Here is a 24,927-nt window from a genome sequence, read left to right on the forward strand (position 1 = left end):
GTTGACGCTGATGGCCGCCAGGAACTCTGCGAAAAATGCGTACATGCTGATCTCCCTTATCGTGGCACCTCAAGGATGCGTGTTAACCTTAACGGAAAATTAAGCATGTCACAATGTCGATCCCTCCGGTTGGCAGGGTGGCCGCACGATTAATTTTATCTTCAAATCTCGTGGGTAAGCCGGGGCGGTCATGACTGCCGCGCCCCGCCCGGACTCCGTGCCAACCCGATTCGCCGAACCTCGCGGCGAACCGCCCGTTTCGGGAGGCGAGGCCTTCCGTTTTCACCTGCTGGTGGAGATCGCCAACTTCGCCGTTCTGCGGCGACGGCTGGGGTGCGAACGATCCGCCTTGCTCTCCAGCCTGGTCAGCGAACGAATCGGCCGGGTCGCGCCGATGGCGAGCATCGCGATCCTCGGGCGAACGCAATTGTCCTGCTGTTTCCGCGACACGGATGCCGAGGCGATCGACAAGCGGATCGAGGCGATCGAACGGGCGTTCCAGCAGCCGTTCATCGTCGACGACCAGACGATGACCGTGGCGCTGACGTTCGGCGGCGCGACCGCTCCCGATGCCCATGTCGATGAGGTTGCCCTGGTGGAGCAGGCCGAATCGGCGTTGGCCGAGGCACGGATCGCGTATCGTGCGATCACCCACGCCGTGCCGGCCCGCGCGCGACTCGACACGGTCCGGACCGCGCGGGAACTCGACACGGCCATCGAACAGGACCAGCTCGTCCTGCATTACCAGCCCAAGGTGCATGTCCGCCGACAGGAGATCACCAGTGCCGAGGCACTGGTGCGTTGGCGCCACCCCACGCGCGGGCTCGTCATGCCCAACGATTTCATTCCGGTGGCCGAGGAATGCCACCTGATCGACCGCATGACCTTGTGGACGATCCGCCGCGCCATTGCGGACCAGCGCGATCTGGCTGCGCGCGGGCATGATCTGCGCCTGTTCATCAATATCGCCGGGCAGCTGCTCGCCGACGACGCCTTCGTGCGCGAAGCCTGCGATCTGGTCGGGGGCAGCGACGCGCGATTAGGCTTCGAGATCACGGAAACATCCGTCATCCGCGATCCGGCAAGCGCCATCGCCAACCTTCAGACGTTCGCCGATTTCGGGATTACGATCGCGATCGACGATTACGGCGCCGGCCTGTCGTCGCTCGCCTATCTGAAGCAGCTGCCCGCGCGCGAACTGAAGATCGACAAATTGTTCGTCACCCAGCTGACCAGTTCGAACCGCGATCCGCTGATCGTCCGGTCGACGATCGATCTGGCGCATGCGCTGGAGATGGAGGTCGTGGCGGAGGGGGTGGAAACCCATGCCGCGCTCGCGCTCCTGACGGTGATGGGCTGCGACATGGTGCAGGGGTTCCTCATCAGCCGTCCGGTGGTGCTCGAGTCCTTCATCCAATATCTCGATGAAGGGCGGCACCGCGCGCCCGCGCCCGATCCGCTGGCTGCCTTTGCGGGATTCGCCGCGAACCGACGCGGCCGCTGAGGCCTATGGCAATGATGGGAAATGCTCGAGTCGTCGTGCGGGGCGTGACGCTGGTGCTGGTGGCTTTGTTCTGCGCAGTATCAATGGCCAGCGCTACGAGCGTTCAAGGCCAATTCGACGCACTCGTTGCCGATGCCCGCGCGGCGATGCTGAGCGATCCACATAAAAGCGTAGAGAAAGCCCAAGAGGCGGCGCGATTCGCCGACCGCCGGCCCCCATCCGCAGAGCGTTCGCTGATGCAGGGCACCGCATCGTGGCTGCGGGGTGAAGCGCTGATGCGCCTTAACGACGTCAGGGGTGCAGAACCCCTCGTAGCGCGCGCTGTTCGGATATCGACCCGGCTGGCGCCGGGATCAAAACTGCAAGGAGACGCGCTCCTCGCAAGTGGTTGGATCAATGCCCAACAGGGGAAGGTTGCGAAGTCACTCGCTGATTACCAGCATGCGTACACGATATTCCAGAAGCTAGGAGAAACCCGCAGTCAGGCCAAGGCTCTGCAGGCGATTGGATCGCTTTACGGCGTCGCGAATGATTATGTGAACGCCTTGCGTTACTATGAGCAGGCGATAGCGACCTACCGGTCGGACCCGATGCTTTCTTTGACCCTTCTGAATAACAGAGGTAACGCCCTAAAGGATCTTGGGCGGTACCATGAAGCGGAAATTCAGTTCCGCAACGCTTTGAAGTTGGCGCAAGGTATGGAAAGTTCGCTTTTGCGCGTGCTGGTTCTCGGCAACATCGCCGAAGCGCGTTTATTAGATCATGATGTGCGAGGCGCCGAGCGCGCCATCAACCTGGGTTTGGCGCTTTCCGCGAACGGCGAGGGTGGAGAGTATCGGCAGATACTGATCGCGCTTGCCGCGAGGGCCGCCTACCAGAAAGGAGATTTGAGACAGGCATCGCGTCTGATCGGAGAGCGCTTTCCCGATGAGGATTTCTCCAAATCCACGCTGATAGACCGTGAGGCGCATCGCACCGCCTATACGATCTACCGGGCGACCGGCGAGCATGACCTCGCCCTGCAGCATCTCGTCGCGTTGAAGCGGCTGGATGACGAAGCGACGACGCTGGCCCGCTCGACGGGCGCGGCGCTGATGGCGGCGCGGTTCGACTTCGCGAACCAGGAACTCAAGATCGCCAATCTCCAGCGCGACGAGGCCCGGCGCAGCGTGGCGTACGAACAGGCGCGCGCCCATACGCAGCGCACCATCTTCCTCGTCGCGGCGGCGGCGACCGCCATCGTCGTCGCGTTGCTCGGCTTCGGGCTCATCACGATCCGGCGCAGCCGCAACGAGGTGCGCGCCGCCAACGACGATCTCGCCGTCACCAACACCGCCCTCGGCAAGGCACTGGCGGCCAAGACCGAATTCCTCGCGACGACGAGCCACGAGATCCGCACGCCCCTGAACGGCATCCTCGGCATGACGCAGGTGATGCTGGCCGATCGCAGCGTCGCCGATGCCACCCGCGAACGGCTGACCGTCGTGCACAGCGCCGGCGTGACGATGCGCGCGCTGGTCGACGACATCCTCGACGTCGCCAAGATGGAGACGGGCAACCTCGTCATTGAAAAGGCGCCGTTCGATCTTGCCGCGATGCTCGCGGAATCGACGCGGCTGTGGGAGGATCAGGCGCAGGCGAAGGGGCTGACCTTCGAACGCGATCTCAGCGCCTGCCCGCACCATATCGTCGGCGATTGCGCGCGGCTGCGGCAGATCGTGTTCAACCTGATGTCCAATGCCCTGAAGTTCACCACCACGGGAACGGTGACGCTGAGCGCCGCTGCATCGGCCGACGGCGATCGTCTGCGCATCGTCATCGCGGATACCGGCGTGGGCATCGAACCTGCGAAATGCGAAGAGATCTTCGAATCGTTCCGCCAGGCCGATGCGAGCACGACGCGGCAGTTCGGCGGCACCGGGCTTGGCCTGTCGATCTGCCGCAATCTCGCCCGCGCGATGGGCGGGGACGTGGCGGTGACGAGCCGCATCGGCGAGGGCTCGCGCTTCACCGTCGACCTGCCGCTGATCGCCGCGCCCGAGGCGGAGCAGACGAGCGGCGAGGCCGCCGCGCGTCCGCCCCTGCTGATCGTCGACCGCAATCCGATCACGCGCAGCCTGCTCAAGACCTTGATGATGCCGCATGCCGAGGAGATCGCGCTCGCCGCGTCGCTGGCGGAGGCGGAGGCGGCGCTCGCCAAGGGCGGTATCGCCGGCGTGCTGGTCGATGCGGCCGTGCTGCCCCCCGACGACGCTGTCGCCGCAGCGCGCCGCCTGAGCGATGCGGCCGGGGTAGCGCGCACGATCATGCTGTGGCCGGCCGGCAGCGATGCGAAGGTCGAGGCATTGGCAGCGGTCGATAACCTCACCTGTGTTATCAAACCGGTGAGTGGTGCGTCATTGGTCGCAACCGTCTACCCGCCACGCGACGCGGCGCTTGTATCGCAGGCGGCATGAAGCGTAGACGCAAGCCCATGCTCAGGCCCCAATCTCCTCCACGACAGATGGCTCGCCGATGAACGTGCTGTTCATCGAGGACGATCGGATGAACCGGCGCGTCGTACGGGACATGCTGGATGTGGCAGGCGCCAGCATGACGGAAGCGGAGAATGCGGAGGCGGGGCTCGCGGCGCTGGAAGCGCAGGATTTCGCCATGCTGCTGATCGACCTGCGCATGCCCGGCATGGACGGGATCACCGCGATCGAGCATATCCGCGCCCGTCCGGACGCGAAGGGCAGCGTGCCGATCATCGTCATCACCGCCGATACCGCGCTCGACCTGCGCGAGCGTTGCATGGCCGCCGGGGCGGACGAGGTATTGTTCAAACCCGTGGCGATGGACGCCTTGTTCGAAGCGATGGGCCGCATCCTGGCGCGCGACGCCGATGGCGGTATGCTGGTCTGACGGGAAAGGCCTGCGGCAATTGCCGGGGGCGCGTCATGCTTTCGGCCGATCAGTCCTGCGGCGGCCTGAGCGCGGCAGCCAGGGAGGCGGTGGCGCTGCCCCGCCGTGCGGGCTGGGGTTGCGACGCATCGGGGGCCCAGCCGGTCAGATAGACGATCGCGAAGCGTTCGGTGGTGCGCCCATCGGCATCCGCCGCCGCCGCGAAGGCGGCTGCCGCACGCGCCAGCGTGCCACGGGTGAGTCCTGATCGGCCGGCGAGGATGTTGCTCGCCGCCATGCCGCGCAGATCGTCGAGCAGCCGGCCGAAGCTGGCGTAGCGGACGTCGACCGTCTCGATATCGGCGACCGGCAAGGCAAAGCCCGCCCGCATCAGCAGGTCGCCCGCCGATCGCACGTCGATCTGCGGATGGAGCCGCGCCGCCGGGCGCTCCCCTTCGGCGGTACGGAGGGCTGCACGCAGCGCCGGCAGGCTGCCGCCGCCGAGGAAGGCACCCAGAAACAGCCCGTCGGGCCGCAGGATACGGCGGATCAGCGTCAGCGCGCCGGGCAGATCGTTGACCTGATCGAGCACGCCGGCGCTCAGCACCGCATCGAAGCTCGCGTCGGCGAACGGCAGCCGGTCCTCGTCCGCCTGCACGCCAGCGGTGTCGCGGGCGAAGCGGAAGCCGGCGTCGACATGCGCGATCCGCGCGCCCGGCACGGCGAGCGTCCGGTCGCTCGCACCGATATCGAGCACCTCGCCGAAATCGCGCTTCACCGCGCCCAGCCGTTCCAGCAGCCCGTCCACCATCACGTCGCGCAGGAAGCTGTGGGCGGCGGTATCGCCTGCGGCGGCACGGTCGCGACGCGCGCGGCGCGCGTTGCGGTCGAAGATATCGGCGGGGGCATCGATGGCGGTCACCGGCGGCTTGTGCCCGCGCCGCCCGCGCGCGACAAGCGCCCATGGGGCGGAACGGGGCAGGGCGGCGGCTGGCGGCATGGGTTGGCCGCGCGGCGGGGCATATCGCCGCCCTGGCGTTGCCGCCACGCTGCCCGGGATGCGGCATGCCGGTCGCCGCCGATCATCGCTTTTGCGCGACCTGCTGGAGCGGGCTGCGGCTGATCGCGCCGCCATGGTGCGCGGGATGCAACCTGCCGTTCGCGCATGATCGCGGCGAGGGCGCGCGCTGCGGCGCGTGCCTGGCCGATCCACCGCGCCATGCCGGTGTCCGGGCCGCGGTGGCCTATGGGGCGGTGGCGCGTCGGCTGGCGCTCAAGCTCAAATATGGTGGTCGCATCGGCGTGGCGGCGACGATGGCGGAGCGGATCGCGCCAACGGTGCCGCGCCATCTCGACCTGCTGGTGCCGGTGCCGCTCCACCGCTGGCGGCTCTGGTCGCGTGGCTACAATCAGGCGGCGCTGATCGCCGCGGCGTTGCGGCGGCGGACGGGGATCGACCACGATCCGCTGGTGCTGGTCCGGCGTCGGCGGACCGTGGTGCTGCAAGGGCTGGGCAGCCGCGGCCGGCGCCGTGCGGTGGCGGGCGCCTTTGCGGTGACCGGCGCTGCGCGCGTCCGCGGCCGGTCGATCGGGCTGGTCGACGATGTCTACACCAGCGGCGCGACGGCGGCGGCGTGCACGCGCGCCCTGCTCGCCGCGGGTGCGGCGTCGGTCACCATCCTGTGCTGGGCCCGCGTGATCCCCGGCGAGGACGATGCGGCGGCCGATGGAGGGACATCGACGGCCCTCGATTGACAAGGGCGGGTCGAACCCACACTTCCCCTGCATGGCAAAGGTCGAAATCTACACCAAGGCATTCTGCCCCTATTGTTCGCGTGCGATGCGGCTGCTCGCCGCCAAGGGCGTCGAGCCGGTCGAATATGACATTACGCTGGGCGGGCCGCAGCGCGGCGAGATGATCCAGCGGGCGGGGGGCCGTACCACCGTGCCGCAGGTGTTCATCGACGGCCGGCACATCGGCGGGTCGGACGATCTCGCCGCGCTCGACGCCCGCGGGGGACTGGATCCGCTGCTCGCCGCATGAGGATCGCGCTGCTGCAGATGACCAGCGGGATCGACCCCGCCGTCAACGGCGCGGATCTGCGCCACGGCATCGCGGCGGCGGCGGCCAATGGTGCGGTGATGCTGTTCACGCCCGAAATGTCCGGGCTGCTCGATCGCGACCGCACGCGCGCTGCGGCATCCCTGCACGACGAGGCGGACGAGCGCGTGCTCGCCGAGGTGCGCGAGGCGGCGGCCAAGGCAGGCATCTGGGTTCATCTCGGCTCGCTCGCCGTGCGGCGCGCGGATGGCCGGCTGGCGAACCGCGCCTTCGTGATCGATCCCGCCGGTGCCATCCGCGCCCGCTACGACAAGCTGCACCTGTTCGATGTCGATCTGCCGACCGGCGAGAGCTGGCGTGAATCCGCGGCCTATGCGCCGGGGGAGGGCGCGATCGTGGTCGATACGCCGGCTGGCGCGCTGGGCCTGTCGATCTGCTACGATCTGCGTTTCGCTGCCCTCTATGCGGCGCTGGCATCCGCGGGCGCACACATTCTGGCCGTGCCCGCCGCCTTCACGCGCCCGACCGGTGCCGCACATTGGCATGCGCTGCTGCGCGCCCGTGCGATCGAGACAGGCTGCTTCGTGGTCGCTGCGGCGCAAGCCGGCGCCCATGAAGACGGACGTACGACCTACGGCCATTCGCTGGTGGTCGATCCCTGGGGCGACATCCTGCTCGACATGGGCGAGGGACGCGGCCTGGGCTTTGCGGAGATAGACCTCGCGCGCGTCGACGAGGTCCGCGCCCGCATCCCGGTGCTGACGCACCGGCGGCCGATCCCGCCGGTCATCCGGGCATGATCGTCTTCGATCTGCGATGCGGGGCAGGGCACGTCTTCGAAGCCTGGTTCGCATCGAGCGGTGCCTATGAAGACCAATGCGCCGCCGGCCAGGTCGCTTGCCCGCTGTGCGGCGACACCGCCATCGCCAAGGCGGTGATGGCGCCCCGCATCCCTGCCAAGGGCAACCAGCGCGACGACACGCCACCGCCGGCACGCATCAAGGATGCGCTGCGCCAGCTGGCCGAGGTGCAGGCCAAGGCGCTGCAAGGATCGCAATGGGTCGGCAACGACTTCGCCACCCGCGCCCGAGCGATGCACGCCGGCGAAGAGGACACCCAGCGCATCCACGGACAGGCGAGCCTCGCCGAGGCGAAAGCCCTGGTGGAAGAGGGCGTTTCCGTCGCGCCGCTGCCCCTGCCGGTGGTGCCGCCCGAAAAGGCGAACTGACGCTGGACCCTTTCGTGCACGGCTTGTATCACGACACGCGTTGGCCCCGTAGCTCAGCCGGATAGAGCGCCAGATTCCTAATCTGTAGGTCGCGCGTTCGAATCGCGCCGGGGTCACCACCGTTTCCCTCCGTCATGATGGCCGATGCGCCGAGGACCCTCGCTCCCTACGGGGTGCGCGCCATCAGGGCGGACGTCAGGTGTTCGGGTGCGTCGCGCGATGCTGCCGGGGGCGCTGGTGCGCTTGGGCTAGCGGCTTGTTTTTGCGGCATGGCGCACCCATTTCCCGGTCCGGTACGGCGGTCCGGGCCTCCCCCCGTTGCTCCCGCCGTGCCACCCCGCGACCCGTGAACGTCGGCGGCGATTGCAAAACGGCCGCAACAAACGCATTGTACCGATGGGGCCGGATCACTCCGGTGGGGAGATAGACATGCAACATTCTTCGATGGGGAGCGCCCTTCGGGCGCGTGCCTGACCGTGCGGCCGATCAGTTTCTGGCTGTATGTCGCTGCGGGGGCGGTGATGATTATCCTGTCGGCGATCGCTTTGCCGTTCGTGCCCGCGCGCTCGCGCTGAGGCCTCCGCCGGACGATGCCCGGAATACGGTAGGATCAGCCCTCCTGCGTTCGTGCTGAGCTTGTCTTGGCACGATGAGTGCCATGCCCTTCGACAGGATCAGGGCGAAGGGGGAGGGGCGATCGACCCGGCGCTACCTTGCGCCGGAGGCGCTGCGCCGAACCATCTGTAGGCAAAGCCCGCTGTCGGGAGCATCGCAGGCCGATACGGCGCGATGCTCCCGACCGGAACCGCGTCTGGTCCTCAGGCCTTTACGTGCTGCGAGATGTACTTGTTCATCTCGAACATCGTGACCTTGTCCTTGCCGAACACCTTCTGCAGCTTGTCGTCGGCCAGGATCTCGCGCTTGTTCTCCGGGTTCTGCAGGTTGTTGGACTTGATATAGTCCCACACCTTGCTGATCACCTGGCTGCGCGGCAGCTTCTCGTTGCCGACCACCGCGCCGAGCTCGGCAGAGGGTTGCACGGGGGCGTGGATTCCGCCGGTCTTGGGTGCAGTAGCCATCGCATTCCTTCCTGTTGGCGCCCGGTCCAGCCCGGGCGATGAATCGTTACGCCTTCTTGAGCGCGTCCGCCTTGTGCGCCGCCTTTCCGCCGTTGTCACTCTTTACGATATATTGCGGGTCGTCCTTGGAGGCGCGGACGGTATGGCCCTTGATGTGCGTGTCGCTCGTCTGCTTCTTTTCGACCTTGCCGTGCGCGGTGCCGCCATGGCTCTTCCACGTCACCTCGTCGCCCTTCTTGAGGTCCGTCATCGTCCGTCTCCTGCTGGTTGTCCTGCATCAATCGAGCGGAGGCCCGAAGGTTGCGGGCTCAGAACTTGAAGCCGGCCGCGACGCCGTAGCGCCGCGGTTCGATCGTGAAGATGTTGGTGTAGAGGCCGGATGATTGATCCGCCACCGCCTGGCCGGTGATCGCGTCGTTGTTGGTCAGGTTCTGCACGAAGGCGCGCAGGTAGAAGCGGTCGTCCGGCGCGTTGACCTGCACCTGCGCGTTCACCACCTCGTATCCCGGCACGCGGTCGATGTTGAGGTTGAAGACGCTGGCCGAGAAATTGCCGGTATAGTTGAGGTCCGCGCGCGGCACCACGGACCAGCCGCCCGCCATGTCGATCGTGTATTGCGCGCCCACCGCCCATTTGTAGGTCGGCGCCTGCGGGAGCGCATTGCCGTTGAGGCCGACGGCGACGCCATCGGTGACGGTGACCGGCGTGTTGGTCGCGGCAGCCTGCGCCTGGAGGACGGAGCAGATGCCGAAGGCGCCGGTGGTGCCGGTGCCGGAAATCGCCGTCGGCGCGCGCAGGCCGACCGCCTGGTTGACGGCGGTCACGAAGCCGTTCGCCACCGCCGCGCCGCCGGCATTGGGAATGACGACGCAGTTCGATGCGTTGGTGATGTCCTTGATGATGACGGTGTCGTTCCGCCCGCCCGAGGGAAGGCGCGGGTTGATGAGCGCCTTGCTGCCCGTGATCTCGCTATGCAGGTAGCTGGCGTTCATGTTCACGACGAAGCGCGGGATCGGCATCAGCACCGCCTCCGCCTCGACGCCGTAGATATTGGCATCGACATTGTCGTTCACCGCCGTGCGCGCGACGATGCGGCTCAGCTGTAGCCCCTTGTACTTGTAGTAGAAGCCGGTGAGGTTGAGGCGCAGCGCGCCGTTGCCGAAGGTGTTCTTGGAACCGATCTCGAACGCATCGACCTGTTCGGGGGCAAAGGTCGTCGGCACCGAGAAGCTCGCGGCCACCGGCGGGTTGATGCCGCCCGATTTATACCCGCGCGAATAGGATGCGTAGAGCAGCTTGTCGTCGTCGATCTTGAAGTCGAACACGGCGCGGCCGGTGAGGCGGCCGAACGACACGCTGCGGCGTGCATAGTCCTGGATACCGGGCGTGGTCGGATCGAAATCGACCGCGGCATAATTAAGCCCGTTCTCGATCCCCGCGGCGCTATACGGGGTCAACACGCTGAGCGTCAGGTTGCGTGCCTGCACCGACTTGTCGTCGTGATTGTAGCGCAGGCCGAGCGTCAGCTTGGCTCGGCTGCTGAATGCGAAATAGGTCTCGCCGAAGATGCCGTAGGATTTCAGGCGAAAGCGCTTGGTGTCGTTGCGGTAGAAGGGCGGGCCGAGGAAGGCGGCGCCACCGACGCCGGGGATCGCCGCGGACGATGCCGCGCCGAGGATGCCGGAGGCGTAATCGAGCCCGAAGGCGTTGACGAAATAGTCGTTGTTGCGGCTGAGATTATCCAGATAGATGCCGCCGATCAGGAAGTTGAACGCGCCATCGAACTGGCTGTCGATATGCGCTTCCGCGGAGAACTGCCGATGCGAAATCCGCGAGCGGTCGAAATCCAGGCTCTGCGGGAAGCAGCCGATGGCATTGCCGCCATAGACGCCCAGATTGTTCGGGTCCGCCGCCGACTGGCAGATGCCGCCCGCCGGGCCGTTGGGGATCAGCGCCTGCCGCACGCCATTGAGGAACGGCGCCCCGCTGCCGGTACGCCCGAAGGCGTTGAGGGCGGCAAGGCCGGGATTGCCGGCGAGCGGGGCCTCCACCGCGAGGTTGAAGTCTGTGGTGCTGTCCACCGAGTTGCGGGCATAGCCGCCGGTGAAATTGAAGCTGACCGGCCCGAAATCGTGGAAGATCTTGGCGGTATATTGCTCTTCGTCGGCGAAATAGGTCGGGTTGTAGTCGATGCGGACGGTGCGCACGTCGGCGGGGTTGACCACGCCGGCATAGGGATCGGCGCCATACAGGCTCTGTAGCGCGAACGGCGCGAGCGCGGCATTGTTGACGCGGAAGAATTCGGTGGAGGTCAGCACGGCGGCGAGCGTGGAAAGGCCGTTGGTCGTCTCATAGGCCTTGGTATCGGGCAGGCAGCCCAGCACGCCGGTCGGATCGCGATGGCAGAGCTGCTTCTGGATGCGGCTGCGATTGTCCTTTTCGCGGAAATAATAGCCGATCAGGTCGACGCGCGTGTCGCTGGACGGCTCCCACGACAGCGTGCCGCGCACCGCGTACAGGTCGCGGCCGTCGATGCGGCTGTTGTCGTAGGTGTTGCGGGTATAGCCGTCGCGGTTGAGGTAGGTGCCCGCGACGCGGATGCCGATCGTGTCGCCGATCGGCAGGTTGAACATCGCCCGCGCCCGTTTCGAATCGTAATTGCCATATTCGAACTCGCCGGCGGCGTGGACGCCGCTGAGGTCGGGCTTGGCGGTGATGAAATTGACCACGCCCGACGTCGCGTTGCGCCCGAACAGCGTGCCCTGCGGGCCGCGCAACACCTCGATCCGTTCGAGATCGAAGAATTCGCTCTCGAACAGCCGTGTCTGGAATAGTGGCATGTCGTTGACGTGAACCGCGGTCGCCTGGTCGCAGGTCGCGCCGACGCACAGGTCGCCGATGCCGCGGATCGTGAAGCTGGAGGTGGTGAAGTTCGTCTTGGTGAAGGTGACGTTGGGCAGCGTCTGTTGGAGCGCGGTCGGATTGACGATCTGCTGCTTCTCGATGTTCTGCGCAGTGAAGGCGCTGACCGCGATCGGCACGTCCTGCAGCCGTTGCGACTGGCGTTGCGCGGTGATGACGATATCGCCGTTGTCGACCGCGGCCGGCGCGTCCGAGGGCGCCTCCTGGCCGGGGCCGTTGGTGGGTGCCGTATTCTGTGCCGACGTGGTATCGGCGGTCTGCGCGGCGGCGGGAGTCGCTGCCAGCATGGCGAAGGCGGATACGGCGGCGGAAGCGGCAAGCAGCTCGAACTTCTTCATGGTGGCATCCTCTCCCTGTCCGCTCGCCCGGTCTTTTGCCGGTGCTGGCGAAACTTCCTGTTTCGGGTATGGCGAAGCTAGCCTCCGGGAATTTCTGAGGTCAATGGATTTTTGCAAGGAAAGTTCGTGCTCTGCTCGTCGAATTGAAAAGAGCCGGTTGCAAAATCGAACTTACGGTTGGGCGCGCAGGCGCCGCATATGGGCTTGAATGAAAGGCGAAGGACGATGAGCGATCGACACGGGTCACCGGCGGATGGCGACCTGATCGAGGCAACGGGGCAGGCGGCGATCCCGGAGGATGTCGCGGCGGCGATCCGCACCCTCATTCGCTGGGCGGGCGACGATCCCGCGCGCGAGGGGCTGGTCGATACCCCGCGCCGGGTCGCCAAGGCGTGGAAGGAATATTGCGCCGGCTATGGGGACGATCCCGCCCACCATCTGTCGCGCGTGTTCGAGGAAGTCGGCGGCTATGACGAGATCGTGCTGCTGAAGGACATCCCGTTCCAGTCGCATTGCGAACATCACATGGCGCCGATCATCGGCGTCGCGCATATCGCCTATCTGCCGCGCGACCATGTCGTCGGCATCAGCAAGCTCGCCCGCGTGCTGCACGGCTTCGCGCGGCGGTTGCAGGTGCAGGAGCGGCTGACCGCGGAGGTCGCCGACTGCATCTGGGACAATCTGAAGCCGCAGGGCGTGGCGGTGGTGATCGAGGCCAGCCATGCCTGCATGACCGCGCGCGGCGTGCGGACCCCCGGCGTCGGCATGGTCACCAGCCGGATGATGGGCGTGTTCCGCGAGGACGAGCGCAGCCGCAAGGAGGTGCTGTCACTGATGGGCCTGCGGAGCTGATGACGCGGCACGTGCTGGTCACCGGCGGCGCCAGGCGGCTGGGCGCGGCGATCGCCCGTGCGGCGACGGCGGCGGGCTGGCGGGTGGTGATCCACTACGGCCGCTCCGCAGAGGCGGCGCAGGCGCTGGCGGCGGAACTCGGCGCGGCATGCGTGCAGGGTGACCTGGCCGACAGCGCCGGCGCGGCGGCGCTGTTCGCGCGCGCCCGCGCCGCGGCCGGCGCCCCGATCGCGGGGCTCGTCAACAGCGCCTCGGCCTTCGAGTTCGATCGGCCGGAGGCGATCGATCCGGCGCTCGCCGCGCGGCTGCATGCGATCAACGCCGTCACGCCGGCGCTGCTCGCCGCGGCTTTGGCGGCGCAGGAGGACGTGGGGGAGGGCGCGGTGGTCAACCTGCTCGACCAGAAGCTCGCCAATCCCAATCCCGACTTCTTCAGCTACACGCTGAGCAAATATGCCTTGGCGGGCGCGACGACGATGCTGGCGCAGGCGCTCGCCCCCAAGGTGCGGGTCAATGCGGTCGCACCCGGCATCACCCTGCCGAGCGGCGACCAGAGCGCGGCGGAGTTCGCGCGCGTCGCCGCCGACAACCTGCTGCGCCGTCCGGTCGGCGCGGAGAATGTCGCGGACGCGGTCGCCTATCTGCTCGATGCGCGCAGCGTCACCGGACAGACGCTCTACGTCGACAGCGGCCAGCGCTTCGTGCAGCGCGACGGCGACGTGATGTTCGAGGGACGCGATGGCTGACTATACGACGATCCTCGACGGGCTGGAGGTGATGATGCGTCTCGGCATCCACCCGCATGAGGCGACGCCGCAACGCGTGCTGCTGTCGGTGCGCATGACCGTCACCTATCCCGCCCCGCCCGGCGGCGATGCGATCGAGGAGGTGCTCGATTACGACTTCGTGCGCACGGGCATCCGCGCACTGGCCGAAGGACCCGGCTTCGCCTTGCAGGAGACGCTGGTCGAGGCGGTCGCGGCCTTGTGCCTCGGCGATCCGCGGGTGCGCGAGGTGCAGGTGCGATCGACGAAGCCGGACGTCTATCCGGATGCCCGTGTCGGGTGCGAGATCGTGCGGAGGCGCTGACGACCTTTCGGTCGATTTCGCGCGTTGACGTTATGGCCGGTCAAAGGCTGCCGACGGGCGTGCCTGGCCGTGGCGCAGCCGCCATTCGCGCGGTGACAGGACTTCCTCGAACGGCACGTCCAGCAACTGCTCGCCTGTCGGGTCGCAGATGACGTAGCCGGCGCTCATCGGATCGCAGCCATCGATCAGCATGTCGCGGGCAGTGTCCGGAATCAGTCTGCATACGTCCAGATAGGCCGCCTCCAGATCCGGAAACTCGATCCCGAGGTCGTCCGGCTGGATGCTGGAACGGCGGCGGAGGTGGATCTTGTAGACGGGCATGCGGCGTTCTTCCGTTCGGCCCGTCCGCAGCAAGGCCCGGGCTGCTTCGGCGCCAAACAATACCGGAGCAGAAGACACGGCGAAATCGATGCAGGTTATAGATGTGGGATAAGATCACGGCCCTTGCGAGCGGCAGCAGGATCATCGGCCCCGCGCCCGGGCGGGGCCGTCGATCAGGCGCGGTTGGCGGCGCTCAGCACCGCGCGCACGCTGGCGGTCGCGATGTCCGTATCCAGGCCGACGCCGAACACCGTCCGGCCATCCGCCGTGCGGCATTCGACATAGGCGGCGGCCTGCGCATCGGCACCATGGCCGATCGCATGCTCGCTGTAATCCACCACGTCGAGATCGGGTCCGGTCTCGCCCAACGCGGCGATGACGCCGGAGATCAGGCCGTTGCCCCGCCCGGAGATCGATCGCTCCACGCCGTCGACGGCGACGCGGCCGACGAACAGGCGGTCGCCGGCATGGCCGCTCTCGTCATAGTCGCGCAACACGAAGCGATCGGCGGCGCGCGGCAGGTACGTCTCCTCGAACCGGCGCCAGATATCGGCGGCGCCGAGTTCGCGGCTGGTCTCGTCGGCGAGCGCCTGCACGTGACGGCTGAAATCGGCCTGGAGGCGCTTGGGCAGCTTCAGGCCCTTGTCCTGTTCGATCACCCAGGCGACGCCGCCCTTGCCCGACTGCGAATTGACGCGGATCACCGCTTCGTAGCTGCGGCCGAGATCGGCGGGATCGATGGGAAGGTAGGGGACCTCCCACAGTTCGTCGTTGCGCTGGTCCTGCGCGGCGAAGCCCTTCTTGATCGCGTCCTGATGGCTGCCCGAAAAGGCGGTGAACACCAGGTCGCCCGCATAGGGCGTACGGGGGTGGACCGGGATGTTGGTGCAATAGGTGACGGTGTTCACCACCGCATCGATATCCGACAGGTCGAGCCGCGGATCGATGCCTTGCGTGTACATGTTGAGCGCTACGGTCACGAGGTCGCAATTGCCGGTGCGTTCGCCGTTGCCGAGCAGGCAGCCCTCGACGCGATCGGCCCCCGCCATCAGCCCCAGCTCCGCCGCGGCGACGCCGGTGCCGCGGTCGTTATGGGTGTGGAGCGAGATCACCACCGCGTCGCGATTGGGGATGTTGCGGCCGAACCATTCGATCTGGTCGGCATAGACGTTGGGCGTCGTGCATTCGACCGTCGCGGGCAGGTTGAAGATGATCGGTTTGTCCGGCGTCGGTTGCAGCACGTCCATCACCGCGGCGCAGACCTCGACCGAGAAATCGAGTTCGGCGGTGGAAAAGGTTTCGGGGCTGTATTCGAAATGCCAGTCGGTGCCGGGGCGCTTCGCCGCCTCGTCGCGCAGCACCTTGGCGCCGTCGACCGCGATCTGCTTCACCTCCGCACGGCTCATGCCGAAGACGATCTTGCGCCACGCCGGCGAAACCGCGTTGTAGAGGTGGACGATCGCGCGGGGCGCGCCGTCCAGCGACGCGAAGGTCGTCTCGATCAGGTCGCGGCGCGACTGGGTCAGCACCTGCACGAACACGTCGGCGGGAATGCGCCCGTCGCGCACCAAACCGCTGATGAAGTCGAATTCCGTCGCGCCGGCGCTTGGAAAGCCTACCTCGATCTCCTTCAACCCCACCTTGACGAGCAGCTCGAACAGCCGCGTCTTCTTTTCGGCGTCCATCGGGTCGATCAGCGCCTGGTTGCCGTCGCGCAGGTCGGTGGAAAGCCAGCGCGGTGCCTTGGTGATCGTGCGCAATGGCCATTGGCGGTCGGCGATGTCGATGGTCGGGAAGGGGCGGTATTTGGTCGAAGGATCGCGGAGCATGTGTCGGTCCCGTCTGTCGGCGCCGCGGGACCATCGGGGTCGCGCGCGGCGGAGTGGCGCTGAAGCGTTATCCGGCCCTTAGGGGAGCGTGCACGAGCAACCGCCGCCCTAAGGGCGGATAAGTCGAAGCAGGGTGATCGTGCAATCCATCTCGACCGCGTTCATGGCCGAGGCGGGCGGGCTTGTCCAGCCATCGGCGCGCCGCGCATCGTTGACCTTGCGTTAAGCACCGCGCGGTATCGCAAGAAGGGACGCGGGGGCGTGCCTCTAACCTGTGTTGGGAACGACTTACGATGCGTCAACTCGTCTATATCAGTAGCATGCGGCGCCAGGCTGCGGTCGATCCCGCAGCGATCCTCGCCCAGTCGCGGCGCAACAATGCGCGGGCGCGGGTGACGGGCCTGCTGTTCTTCGACGGCAAGCGCTTCCTGCAGGCGCTGGAGGGGGACGATGCGCAGGTCGATGCGACCTTCGCCCGCATCCAGCAGGACGAGCGGCACCATGCCCTGGTCGTGCTGTCCAACCGCGAGGTCGAGACGCGCGAATTCGGCGAATGGGCGATGGCGTTCAACGTGCCGGGCGACGGCGATGCCGATATGCTGGAGCGGGTCGCGAAGCTGACCGCGAACGCCGACCCGGCGGTCCGGGCGACGTTCGAGGGCTTCGCCAAGGTGCGGCGCGCGGCCTGAGCCGCGCGCGACTGACTTATTGGGCGGTGAAGGCGGCGTTGATGTCGAGCTTCACCGTGTCGGCGACCACCGGCGTCGCATAGCCGAGGCCGAAGTCGCTGCGCTTGATCGTCGCCGTGCCGCGGAAGCCGAAGTTCAGCTTCTTGCTCATCGGGTTGGTGCCGGCGCCGACGAAGGTCGCATCGATCGTCACCGGCTTGGTGACGTTCTTGATCGTCAGATTGCCGGTGATCCTGGCGCCGTTGCCGGTGGCGACGACGCCGGTCGAGACGAAGCGCGCGGTCGGATAGGTCGCGGCATCGAAGAAGTCCTTCGACTTCAGATGGTGCGCGAACTGTTCCGAGGTGACCGACAGCTGGTCGATCGCAAAGGTCACGTCGAGCTTGGTGGCCGCGGGCTTGGCGGGATCGATGGTCAGCGTGCCGCCCTGTGCGCCGAACTGGCCCGACAGCATGCTGAAGCCCATGTGGTTGAGCGTCCAGGTGACCTGCGTGTGCGCGGGATCGACCGCATAGGTGCCGGCGGTGACCGCGGCCTTGTTCGGCGTGCCGGGCAGGCCGGTCTGCGCGATGGCGGGGACGGCAACCGCGACGGCGGCCGAAATCAGGACAGGAAAGAGACGCATGATGGAAGCTCCGTGGGATCGTTGCGGAGGTTTAATCATGCCGCCAGCCGGCGGGGAAGGGGGCAGTTGCGAAACGGATCGTTGCGGGTGAGCCATTGACCGTCCCGCACTCACCCTCACCCTCTCGCCGCCTGCGGCGTCTTCCCCCTCTCCCGATGGGAGAGGGAGGGAGCGGCGGAGCCGCGGAAGGGTGAGGGTGGGCGCCCGACGTGTCAGTTCTTCGCCTTGTCGACCAGCTTGTTGGCGCCGATCCAGGGCATCATCGCGCGCAGTTCCGATCCGACCTGTTCGATCGGATGCGCGGCGGCCTGCTTGCGCGCGGCCTTCAGCTCGGGCTGGCCGGCGCGGTTGTCGAGGACGAAGTTCTTGACGAAGCGGCCCGACTGGATGTCGGCGAGCACGCGCTTCATTTCCTTCTTCGTCTCGTCCGTGATGATCCGCGGGCCGGTCACGATATCGCCGTACTCGGCGGTGTTGCTGATCGAATAGCGCATGTTGGCGATGCCGCCTTCATACAGCAGGTCGACGATCAGCTTCGTTTCGTGAAGGCATTCGAAATAGGCCATTTCCGGCGCGTAGCCTGCCTCGACCAGCGTCTCGAACCCCGCCTGGATCAGATGGGTGACGCCGCCGCAGAGGACGGCTTGCTCGCCGAACAGGTCGGTTTCGCATTCCTCGCGGAAGTTGGTTTCGATGATTCCGGAGCGGCCGCCGCCGACGCCGCTGGCATAAGCGAGCGCCACGTCATGGGCGTTGCCGCTGGCGTCCTGATGAATGGCGATGAGGCAGGGAACGCCGCCGCCGCGGACATATTCGCTGCGCACGGTATGGCCCGGCCCCTTGGGCGCGATCATGATGACGTCGATATCGGCGGGCGGCTCGATCAGCCCGAAATGCACGTTGAGCCCGTGCGCGAAGGCGAGCGCCGCGCCGGGCTTCATGTTGCCCTTGAGGTCCGCGTCCCAGATCGCCGCCTGATGCTCGTCGGGGGCGAGGATCATGACGATATCGGCCCACTCGGCCGCTTCCTTGTTGGACTTCACTGCGAAGCCGGCGTCGATCGCCTTCTTCGCCGTCGGCGATCCCTCGCGCAGCGCGATGGCGATGTCCTTGACGCCCGAATCGCGCAGGTTCTGGGCGTGGGCATGGCCCTGGCTGCCATAGCCGACGATGGCGATCTTCTTGTCGGTGATGAGGTTCAGATCGGCGTCGCGATCGTAATAGACTTTCATGATGATCCCTTTCGTGAAGTCCGTCATGCCGGCGCAGGCTGGCATCTCATGCGGCAAGGGCGGTGCGCTCTAACCTGGAGACCCCAGCCGGCGCCGGGGTGACGATGGTTGCGTAACGTGGAGTTAAAGGCGTTCAGGCCGCCTCTTTCCCGCGGGCGATGGCGACGATGCCGGTGCGCGCGACCTCGATCAGGCCGACTTCGCCCATCAGTTCGACGAACTTGTCGATCTTCTCGATCGACCCCGTCACCTCGAACACGAAGCTGGTCGTCGTCGCATCGACGACGCGGGCGCGATAGACGTCGGCGAGGCGCAGCGCCTCGATGCGATGGTCGCCGGTGCCCGCGACCTTCACCAGCGCCAGCTCGCGCTCGACGTGCGCACCCTGGGCGGTGAGGTCGGTGACCTTATGCACCGGCACCAGCCGCTCCAGCTGGGCGATGATCTGCTCCATCGTCGCCGGCGATGCGCTGGTGACGATCGTGATGCGGCTCACCTGCTTGTCGGCGGTGATCTCGCTGACCGTCAGGCTCTCGATATTATAGCCGCGCGCGGTGAACAGGCCGGCGATCCGCGCGAGGATGCCGGGTTCGTTGTCGACGATGACCGCCAGCGTGTGGCGTTCGGTGGCTTCGGTCTTGATGTGCATGGGACCTCTTCCCCCCTCCCGCTTGCGGGAGGGGTCGGGGGTGGGAAAGCCGCGAGCGGGACGGCAGGTGGATAGGCCCACCCCCAGCCCCTCCCGCAAGCGGGAGGGGAGTTACACCAGCGCCTTCGCCTCGTCGTCCATCGTGCCGGACACTTCGTTGGCCTGCAGGATCATGTCGGTATGCGCCGCGCCCGACGGGATCATCGGGAAGCAATTGGCGAGCTTCGCGACGCGGCAATCGACGATCACCGGGCCGTCATGGTCGAGCATCGCCTGGATGCCATCCTCCAGATCGGCGCGATGGTCGATGCGGATGCCCTTCCAGCCATAGGCTTCGCCGAGCATGACGAAGTCGGGCAGCGAATCCGAATAGCTCTCGGCATAGCGGCTCTCGTAGGTCAGTTCCTGCCACTGGCGGACCATCCCCATATATTCGTTGTTGAGTATGAAGATCTTGACCGGCAGCCGGTATTGCGTCGCGGTCGCCAGCTCCTGGATGTTCATCTGGATGCTGGCTTCGCCGGCGATGTCGATGACCAGCGCGTTGGGGTTGCCGAGCTGCGCGCCGATCGCGGCGGGCAGGCCATAGCCCATCGTGCCGAGCCCGCCGCTGGTCAGCCAGGTGTTGGGCTTTTCGAAGCCGAAATGCTGCGCCGCCCACATCTGGTGCTGGCCGACCTCGGTGGTGATGATCGGATTGCGGGCGTGCGTCGCCTCCCACAGCGCGCGGATCGCGCGTTGCGGCATGATCGCGTCGCCGGCGGTTTCCGGAAAGTCGAGGCTCTTGACCGCGCGCCAGCCGCGGATGCGCTGCCACCAGTCGGCGGTGTCGGGCTTGGGATGCTGGCGCGCCTTCCAGATGCGGACCATGTCCTCCATCGCGTGGCCGGCATCGGCGATGATGGCGAGGTCGACGCGGACGTTCTTGTTCACGCTCGACCGGTCGATATCGATATGGACCTTGCGGCTGTTGGGACTGAACGCGTCGAGCCGGCCGGTGACGCGGTCGTCGAAGCGGCTGCCGATCGCGACGATCAGGTCGGCCTGATTCATCGCCATGTTCGCCTCATAGGTCCCGTGCATGCCGAGCATGCCGAGGAACTGATCCGACGATGCCGGAAACGCGCCCAGCCCCATCAGCGTCGAGGTGACCGGCGCGCCGGTGATGCGGGCGAGCTCGCGCAGCAGCTGCGATGCCGCGGGTCCGGCGTTGATGACGCCGCCGCCGGTGTAGAGGATCGGCCGTTCGGCGGCGGCGAGCATATCGACGACCTGCTCGATGTCACGCTGCGGCGCCTTCACCTGCGGGCGATAGGTCTTGTGCTGGATCGGGCCGGGCTTGGTGTAGCGCGCGGTCGCGACCTGCACGTCCTTGGGGATGTCGATCACCACCGGGCCGGGGCGGCCGCTGGTCGCGATATGGAACGCCTCGTGGATCGTCGGGCCGAGCTTCGCCGGATCCTTCACCAGGTAATTGTGCTTGGAACAATGGCGGGTGATGCCGACGGTATCCGCCTCCTGAAAGGCATCGGTGCCGATCAGCCCGGTCGGGACCTGGCCGGTGATGACGACCATGGGAATGGAATCGAGCAGCGCATCGGTGATGCCGGTGATCGCATTGGTCGCGCCGGGGCCGGAGGTGACGAGCACGACGCCGGGCTTCCCCGTGGAGCGCGCATAGCCTTCCGCCGCATGCGTCGCCGCCTGTTCGTGGCGGACGAGGATGTGCTTGATCCGCCCCGACCGGAACATCGCGTCGTAGATCGGCAGGACGGCACCGCCCGGATAGCCGAACACGACCCCCACGCCGAGATCGCACAGCGCCTCGACCAGGATGTCTGCTCCGCTTTGTTCGCCCACGGTTCGTCTCCGCCTGAAGGTTGGTGCGGCGGCGGGTAGCGGGGCAGGGACGGGGGGTCAACCCCGTTCTATAATAAACTTGCTATGATCGCCATTAAATCATTCGAATCTGTCGCGCGCATCCAGGTTGTCGGCGGTTGATGTCGGAACCAGGTATATTGGCGCTTGGCGTAGCGCCGCGTGTCGAGCTGGATGCTGTCCAGCATCCGGTCGTAAGATGCTGCGCCTGCGAGATAATCCGCGATCGGCGGGACACCGATGGCGCGCCGGATCGGCGCATCGGCCGCCACGTCGCGGCGGGCGAGCAGGGCGGCGACCTCGTCGATCGCGCCGCCTGCCAGCATGGCGACGCAGCGCGCGTCGATCCGGTCGAGCAGCGTGTCGCGATCCGGCAGCAGGATGGCGGCGGCGAGGGCGATCGTGTCGCCGATGCCGCCCGTCGTTGCGGCCTGCCAGTGCGCGAGCGGCCGGCCGGTCGAGCGCACGACCTCCAGCGCGCGGGCGACGCGCGTGGTGTCGGCGGGGGCGAGCCGGGCGGCGGCGGCAGGATCGGCGAGGGCGAGCAGGCGGTGCGCCTCGGCGACCGGCAGCGCGCGCACCTCCGCGCGGATCGCGGGATCGATGGCGGGCACGGGGGCGATACCGTCGATCAGCGTGCGCAGGTAGAGGCCGGTGCCGCCGACCAGGATCGGCAGCCGGCCGGCGGCATGGGCGGCGGCGATGGCCTCGCGCGCCTCGGTCGCCCAGCGCGCGGCGGAATAGCCGGCATCCGCGGCATCGACATGGCCGAACAGACGGTGCGGCACGCGCGCCTCCTCGTCCGCGCTCGGGCGGGCGGTGAGGATGCGGAGGTCGGCATAGACCTGACTGGCGTCGGCGTTGATGACGACGCCATCGTACCGCTCGGCGAGACGGATCGCCGCGGCGGACTTGCCGCTGGCGGTCGGCCCTGCGATGAGCGCGACCCTAGGTTTCGGGTGGGAGGCAGCGATGTTCACGGCGACGCTCATAGGCGATGCGCTGACCGGAGGCGACCTGTCGGCGGCCGCCGATCGGCTGGCGGCGGCGGGCTGCGCGCCGGGCGCCGCGGCGTGGCTCGACGAGGGCGCCGCGGCCGACATCGGCTTCGCCGACGATCCGGCGGCCGCCCGCCAGGCGCTGGAGGGCGCCTTCGCCGGCACCGACGTCGTCGTCCAGCCGACCGCGACCCGCCGCAAGCGGCTGATCGTCGCCGACATGGATTCGACCATGATTACCGTCGAATGCATCGACGAACTCGCCGACTATGCCGGCATCAAGGCGGAGGTCGCGGCGGTGACCGAGGCGGCGATGCGCGGCGAACTCGATTTCGAAGGGGCGCTGGACGCCCGTGTCGCACTGCTCGCCGGGCTCGACGAGCGGGTCATCGCGCAATGCCTCGCCGAGCGCGTCCACATCATGCCGGGCGCCCGGGCGCTGGTCGGCACGATGCGCGCGAACGGCGCGGAGGCGGTGCTGGTGTCGGGCGGCTTCACCCGCTTCGCCGAGCCGGTGGCGGCGGCGATCGGCTTTTCACGCGCCATCGCCAACGTGCTGCTGATCGAGGACGGGAAGCTGACCGGCACCGTCGCCAAGCCGATCGTCGGGTCGGCGACCAAGGAGGAGACGCTGCTCGCCGCCATCGCGGCCGGCGGGATCGATTCGGCGCTGAGCCTGGCGGTCGGCGACGGCGCGAACGATCTCGCGATGATCCGGCGCGCCGGCCTGGGCGTCGCCTATCACGCCAAGCCGATCGTCGCCGCCGCGGCGGCCGCGCGGATCGATCACGGTGACCTCAGCGCGCTGCTCTATGCACAAGGCTATCGGCGCACCGACTGGGTGGCCTGAGCCGCCGGCTTACGGCGCCACCACCACGCACGGCACGCCGGACGCCGCGCACGCCTTTTGCGCCGCCGCCTTGGAGGCGAAACCGCCGGCCTGCAGACGGATGACCGAGCCGGCCTTCACATAGGCGGGTTCTGCGCCGCCGATCCTGCCGCGAACGCGCGCCCATTGCGTGCTGGCGTTCGCCTGGGTGCTGAAGGCGCCGAGCTGGATCCGCCAGCTGCCGCCGCTCCGTTCGGCACGCTCGGGCTGCGGGCGGGGAGGCGCAGGACGGTGTTCCGCCCGCTCCGGCGCCGGACGGGCGGGGGCGGGGCGGTCGGGTGAGGGGACCATGGCGGGGCCGCCCCGCGCCAGCGGTCCCGCGGCCGGGCGCTGTTGCGCCAGCACGACGCGCGGCGGCGGGGCATCGTTGGCAGGCACGCTCGCCAGGGTGGCACGGCCGCGCGCGGCGGATGCGCCGGGTGCCGCCGCCGCATAGCTCTGTGCCAACCCAAGCCCGCGCTCGCGATCGACGGGGGTGACGTACTGGTCCATCTGCGCCAGCGTTTCGGACGCCGCCTTCAACCCCGCCTGCGAGGCGAGCGTCATCAGTGCATAGGCGCGGGGGTAATCGCGCGGCACGCCGTCGCCGTTGAACAACATGGTGCCGAGCACCAGCTGCCCGCGTGGCTCGCCACGGCGCACCGCCTTCTCCAGCCAGGGTGCGGCCTCCGACTTGCGGCCCGCCTGGAACAGGGCGAGGCCGTAATTGTCCTCCGCCTGCGGATGGCCCTGCAATGCCGCCTTGCGGAACCAGCTTTCGGCGAGCACCGGGTCGACCGGCACGCCGCGGCCGAGCTTGTAGGCCTGGCCCAGGTTGAACTGCGCGTCGGCATCGCCGGCCACCGCCAGGCCCCGCCATTGCGCGACCGCCGCGGGGAAATCGCCGCGGCTCCACGCATCGACGCCGGCCTTGACGGTCTGTGCCACAGCCGGTGCGCCCGCGATCGTCAGTCCGGCAGCGACCCACAGGATCGTACGCATGCTTGTCACCCCTTTAACCCTTGCCGCTGCCTTCATGCCCCGGCGCGCCGCCCGAGCAAAGCGTCATCGCGCATCCGCAACCATTAACGGCTTTTTAGGCCGGTTCTGGCAGGTCTGCTGGTGGAATAACGCTAATTTTCTCAAAGGGGGCCTATGCGCGTTCTCGCGATGGCATCGCAAAAGGGCGGTTCGGGCAAGACGACCTTGTCAGGCCACCTCGCCGTGCAGGCGCAGCTGGCGGGGCATGGGCCCGTCGTGCTGATCGACATCGATCCGCAGGGCAGCCTGGCCGACTGGTGGAACGAACGGTCCGCCGAATATCCGGCCTTCGCCCAGACCACCGTCGCGCGGTTGCAGGCCGATCTGGAGGTCCTGCGCCAGCAGGGCTTCAAGCTCGCCATGATCGACACTCCGCCCGCCATCACCATGGCGATCCAGAGCGTCATCAACGTCGCCGAGCTGGTCGTCGTGCCGACGCGGCCGTCCCCGCACGATCTGCGTGCGGTCGGCGCCACCGTCGACCTGTGCGACCGGGCGGGCAAGCCGCTGATCTTCGTCGTCAACGCCGCGACGCCCAAGGCCCGGATCACCTCCGACGCCGCCGTCGCGCTGTCGCAGCACGGCACCGTCGCGCCGATCACCATCCACCAGCGCACCGATTTCGCCGCGTCGATGATCGACGGGCGCACGGTGATGGAGGTCGATCCCAACGGCAAATCGGCGGGCGAGGTGGCCCAGCTGTGGACCTATATCGCCGATCGCCTCGAAAAGAATTTCCGCCGCACCGTGTTCAGCGTCCCGACGCTGTCGGGCGGTCCCGGCTTCGGCCAGCGGACCGCGGCGAGCGGCTTCGGCCGCCGCGTGGTGGGGGGCTGAGCG

Annotated in this window: 25 protein-coding genes and 1 tRNA gene; 14 read left to right on the forward strand and 12 right to left on the reverse strand. The window is 67.5% G+C overall.

Annotated features, from left to right (window positions below; genetic code table 11):
- The first annotated feature begins 292 nt into the window (after positions 1-292).
- From ACTZQ5_RS08715 to ACTZQ5_RS08725, 3 genes are read left to right on the forward strand one after another with little or no spacing between them, the layout of a single operon-like run.
- On the forward strand, positions 293-1,504 hold the full coding sequence (locus ACTZQ5_RS08715; protein ID WP_443584782.1) for an EAL domain-containing protein: 1,212 nt from the start codon (positions 293-295) through the stop codon (positions 1,502-1,504).
- 44 nt (positions 1,505-1,548) lie between these two features.
- Positions 1,549-3,960, forward strand: coding sequence for an ATP-binding protein (locus ACTZQ5_RS08720; RefSeq protein ID WP_443584783.1), 2,412 nt, complete (start codon positions 1,549-1,551; stop codon positions 3,958-3,960).
- 58 nt (positions 3,961-4,018) lie between these two features.
- Positions 4,019-4,408, forward strand: coding sequence for a response regulator (locus ACTZQ5_RS08725; RefSeq protein ID WP_443584784.1), 390 nt, complete (start codon positions 4,019-4,021; stop codon positions 4,406-4,408).
- A 49-nt stretch (positions 4,409-4,457) separates the two neighbouring features.
- Here the strand turns inward: ACTZQ5_RS08725 and ACTZQ5_RS08730 are convergent, their stop codons facing one another.
- Positions 4,458-5,309 carry a class I SAM-dependent methyltransferase gene (locus ACTZQ5_RS08730; RefSeq protein WP_443584785.1) on the reverse strand — a complete coding sequence of 284 codons (852 nt, stop codon included), beginning with the start codon at positions 5,307-5,309 and terminating at the stop codon, positions 4,458-4,460.
- 41 nt (positions 5,310-5,350) lie between these two features.
- On the opposite strand from ACTZQ5_RS08730, the gene ACTZQ5_RS08735 reads away from it, so the two are divergent.
- The 5 genes from ACTZQ5_RS08735 to ACTZQ5_RS08755 all read left to right on the forward strand — a co-directional run bounded on the left by ACTZQ5_RS08735 (position 5,351) and on the right by ACTZQ5_RS08755 (position 7,796).
- Positions 5,351-6,142, forward strand: coding sequence for a ComF family protein (locus ACTZQ5_RS08735; RefSeq protein ID WP_443584786.1), 792 nt, complete (start codon positions 5,351-5,353; stop codon positions 6,140-6,142).
- Between the two features lie 31 nt (positions 6,143-6,173).
- Positions 6,174-6,431: a glutaredoxin 3 gene (grxC, locus tag ACTZQ5_RS08740; RefSeq protein WP_443584787.1), complete on the forward strand. Its 258-nt coding sequence runs from the start codon at positions 6,174-6,176 to the stop codon at positions 6,429-6,431.
- Positions 6,428-7,249 (forward strand): carbon-nitrogen hydrolase family protein, encoded by an 822-nt coding sequence (locus tag ACTZQ5_RS08745; protein WP_443584788.1) that lies wholly within the window; start codon positions 6,428-6,430, stop codon positions 7,247-7,249. The genes grxC and ACTZQ5_RS08745 overlap by 4 nt, the downstream gene beginning before the upstream one ends.
- The gene (locus ACTZQ5_RS08750) at positions 7,246-7,677 is read left to right on the forward strand and encodes a DUF1178 family protein (protein WP_443584789.1); all 432 of its coding nucleotides are present in this window, start codon (positions 7,246-7,248) and stop codon (positions 7,675-7,677) included. Before ACTZQ5_RS08745 ends, ACTZQ5_RS08750 begins: the two co-directional genes overlap by 4 nt.
- 42 nt (positions 7,678-7,719) lie before the next feature.
- Positions 7,720-7,796: transfer RNA gene (locus ACTZQ5_RS08755), tRNA-Arg, on the forward strand.
- Positions 7,797-8,495: 699 nt separating this feature from the next.
- Here the strand turns inward: ACTZQ5_RS08755 and ACTZQ5_RS08760 are convergent.
- From ACTZQ5_RS08760 to ACTZQ5_RS08770, 3 genes are read right to left on the reverse strand one after another with little or no spacing between them, the layout of a single operon-like run.
- Entirely contained in the window at positions 8,496-8,756 is a 261-nt protein-coding gene (locus tag ACTZQ5_RS08760; protein WP_443584790.1) for an SWIB/MDM2 domain-containing protein, read from the reverse strand.
- Between the two features lie 46 nt (positions 8,757-8,802).
- The gene (locus tag ACTZQ5_RS08765; protein WP_443584791.1) at positions 8,803-9,006 is read right to left on the reverse strand and encodes a hypervirulence associated TUDOR domain-containing protein; all 204 of its coding nucleotides are present in this window, start codon (positions 9,004-9,006) and stop codon (positions 8,803-8,805) included.
- Positions 9,007-9,064: 58 nt separating this feature from the next.
- A complete protein-coding gene (locus ACTZQ5_RS08770) occupies positions 9,065-12,016 on the reverse strand; it encodes a TonB-dependent receptor (protein ID WP_443584792.1) in 2,952 nt (983 codons plus the stop codon).
- Between the two features lie 225 nt (positions 12,017-12,241).
- On the opposite strand from ACTZQ5_RS08770, the gene folE reads away from it, so the two are divergent.
- Genes folE through ACTZQ5_RS08785 form a run of 3 tightly spaced genes read left to right on the forward strand, consistent with a single transcriptional unit; the run spans position 12,242 to position 13,957 of the window.
- On the forward strand, positions 12,242-12,868 hold the full coding sequence (folE, locus tag ACTZQ5_RS08775; RefSeq protein ID WP_443584793.1) for a GTP cyclohydrolase I FolE: 627 nt from the start codon (positions 12,242-12,244) through the stop codon (positions 12,866-12,868).
- On the forward strand, positions 12,868-13,614 hold the full coding sequence (locus tag ACTZQ5_RS08780) for an SDR family oxidoreductase (RefSeq protein ID WP_443584794.1): 747 nt from the start codon (positions 12,868-12,870) through the stop codon (positions 13,612-13,614). Before folE ends, ACTZQ5_RS08780 begins: the two co-directional genes overlap by 1 nt.
- Positions 13,607-13,957 (forward strand): dihydroneopterin aldolase, encoded by a 351-nt coding sequence (locus tag ACTZQ5_RS08785; RefSeq protein WP_443584795.1) that lies wholly within the window; start codon positions 13,607-13,609, stop codon positions 13,955-13,957. The genes ACTZQ5_RS08780 and ACTZQ5_RS08785 overlap by 8 nt, the downstream gene beginning before the upstream one ends.
- Before the next feature lie 30 nt (positions 13,958-13,987).
- On the opposite strand, the gene ACTZQ5_RS08790 is transcribed toward ACTZQ5_RS08785, so the two are convergent.
- On the reverse strand, positions 13,988-14,278 hold the full coding sequence (locus ACTZQ5_RS08790; RefSeq protein WP_443584796.1) for a DUF6894 family protein: 291 nt from the start codon (positions 14,276-14,278) through the stop codon (positions 13,988-13,990).
- Between the two features lie 173 nt (positions 14,279-14,451).
- Positions 14,452-16,107, reverse strand: a complete 1,656-nt coding sequence (leuA, locus tag ACTZQ5_RS08795; protein ID WP_443584797.1) for a 2-isopropylmalate synthase — start codon at positions 16,105-16,107, stop codon at positions 14,452-14,454.
- Positions 16,108-16,400: 293 nt separating this feature from the next.
- Between leuA and ACTZQ5_RS08800 the strand changes: the two genes are divergently transcribed.
- Positions 16,401-16,796, forward strand: coding sequence for a BLUF domain-containing protein (locus ACTZQ5_RS08800; RefSeq protein ID WP_443584798.1), 396 nt, complete (start codon positions 16,401-16,403; stop codon positions 16,794-16,796).
- Positions 16,797-16,812: 16 nt separating this feature from the next.
- On the opposite strand, the gene ACTZQ5_RS08805 is transcribed toward ACTZQ5_RS08800, so the two are convergent.
- The 5 genes from ACTZQ5_RS08805 to miaA form a co-directional block, all read right to left on the reverse strand.
- Positions 16,813-17,421: a YceI family protein gene (locus ACTZQ5_RS08805; RefSeq protein ID WP_443584799.1), complete on the reverse strand. Its 609-nt coding sequence runs from the start codon at positions 17,419-17,421 to the stop codon at positions 16,813-16,815.
- A gap of 212 nt (positions 17,422-17,633) precedes the next feature.
- Positions 17,634-18,653, reverse strand: a complete 1,020-nt coding sequence (gene ilvC, locus ACTZQ5_RS08810; RefSeq protein WP_443584925.1) for a ketol-acid reductoisomerase — start codon at positions 18,651-18,653, stop codon at positions 17,634-17,636.
- Between the two features lie 133 nt (positions 18,654-18,786).
- The gene (gene ilvN / locus ACTZQ5_RS08815) at positions 18,787-19,302 is read right to left on the reverse strand and encodes an acetolactate synthase small subunit (protein ID WP_443584800.1); all 516 of its coding nucleotides are present in this window, start codon (positions 19,300-19,302) and stop codon (positions 18,787-18,789) included.
- A gap of 111 nt (positions 19,303-19,413) precedes the next feature.
- Positions 19,414-21,162 (reverse strand): biosynthetic-type acetolactate synthase large subunit, encoded by a 1,749-nt coding sequence (gene ilvB, locus ACTZQ5_RS08820; RefSeq protein WP_443584801.1) that lies wholly within the window; start codon positions 21,160-21,162, stop codon positions 19,414-19,416.
- Positions 21,163-21,230: 68 nt separating this feature from the next.
- A complete protein-coding gene (gene miaA / locus ACTZQ5_RS08825) occupies positions 21,231-22,154 on the reverse strand; it encodes a tRNA (adenosine(37)-N6)-dimethylallyltransferase MiaA (protein ID WP_443584926.1) in 924 nt (307 codons plus the stop codon).
- Here miaA and serB point away from each other — a divergent pair.
- Positions 22,153-23,028: a phosphoserine phosphatase SerB gene (serB, locus tag ACTZQ5_RS08830; protein WP_443584802.1), complete on the forward strand. Its 876-nt coding sequence runs from the start codon at positions 22,153-22,155 to the stop codon at positions 23,026-23,028. The two genes, miaA and serB, sit on opposite strands and share 2 nt — an antisense overlap.
- A gap of 9 nt (positions 23,029-23,037) precedes the next feature.
- Here serB and ACTZQ5_RS08835 read toward each other — a convergent pair whose 3' ends face one another.
- Positions 23,038-24,048, reverse strand: a complete 1,011-nt coding sequence (locus ACTZQ5_RS08835) for an SPOR domain-containing protein (protein WP_443584803.1) — start codon at positions 24,046-24,048, stop codon at positions 23,038-23,040.
- A 153-nt stretch (positions 24,049-24,201) separates the two neighbouring features.
- Between ACTZQ5_RS08835 and ACTZQ5_RS08840 the strand changes: the two genes are divergently transcribed.
- Positions 24,202-24,924, forward strand: coding sequence for an AAA family ATPase (locus ACTZQ5_RS08840; RefSeq protein ID WP_443584804.1), 723 nt, complete (start codon positions 24,202-24,204; stop codon positions 24,922-24,924).
- Positions 24,925-24,927 lie beyond the last annotated feature (3 nt).

It is taken from the genome of Sphingomonas cellulosilytica (assembly GCF_052321755.1).
GTDB lineage: Bacteria > Pseudomonadota > Alphaproteobacteria > Sphingomonadales > Sphingomonadaceae > Sphingomonas.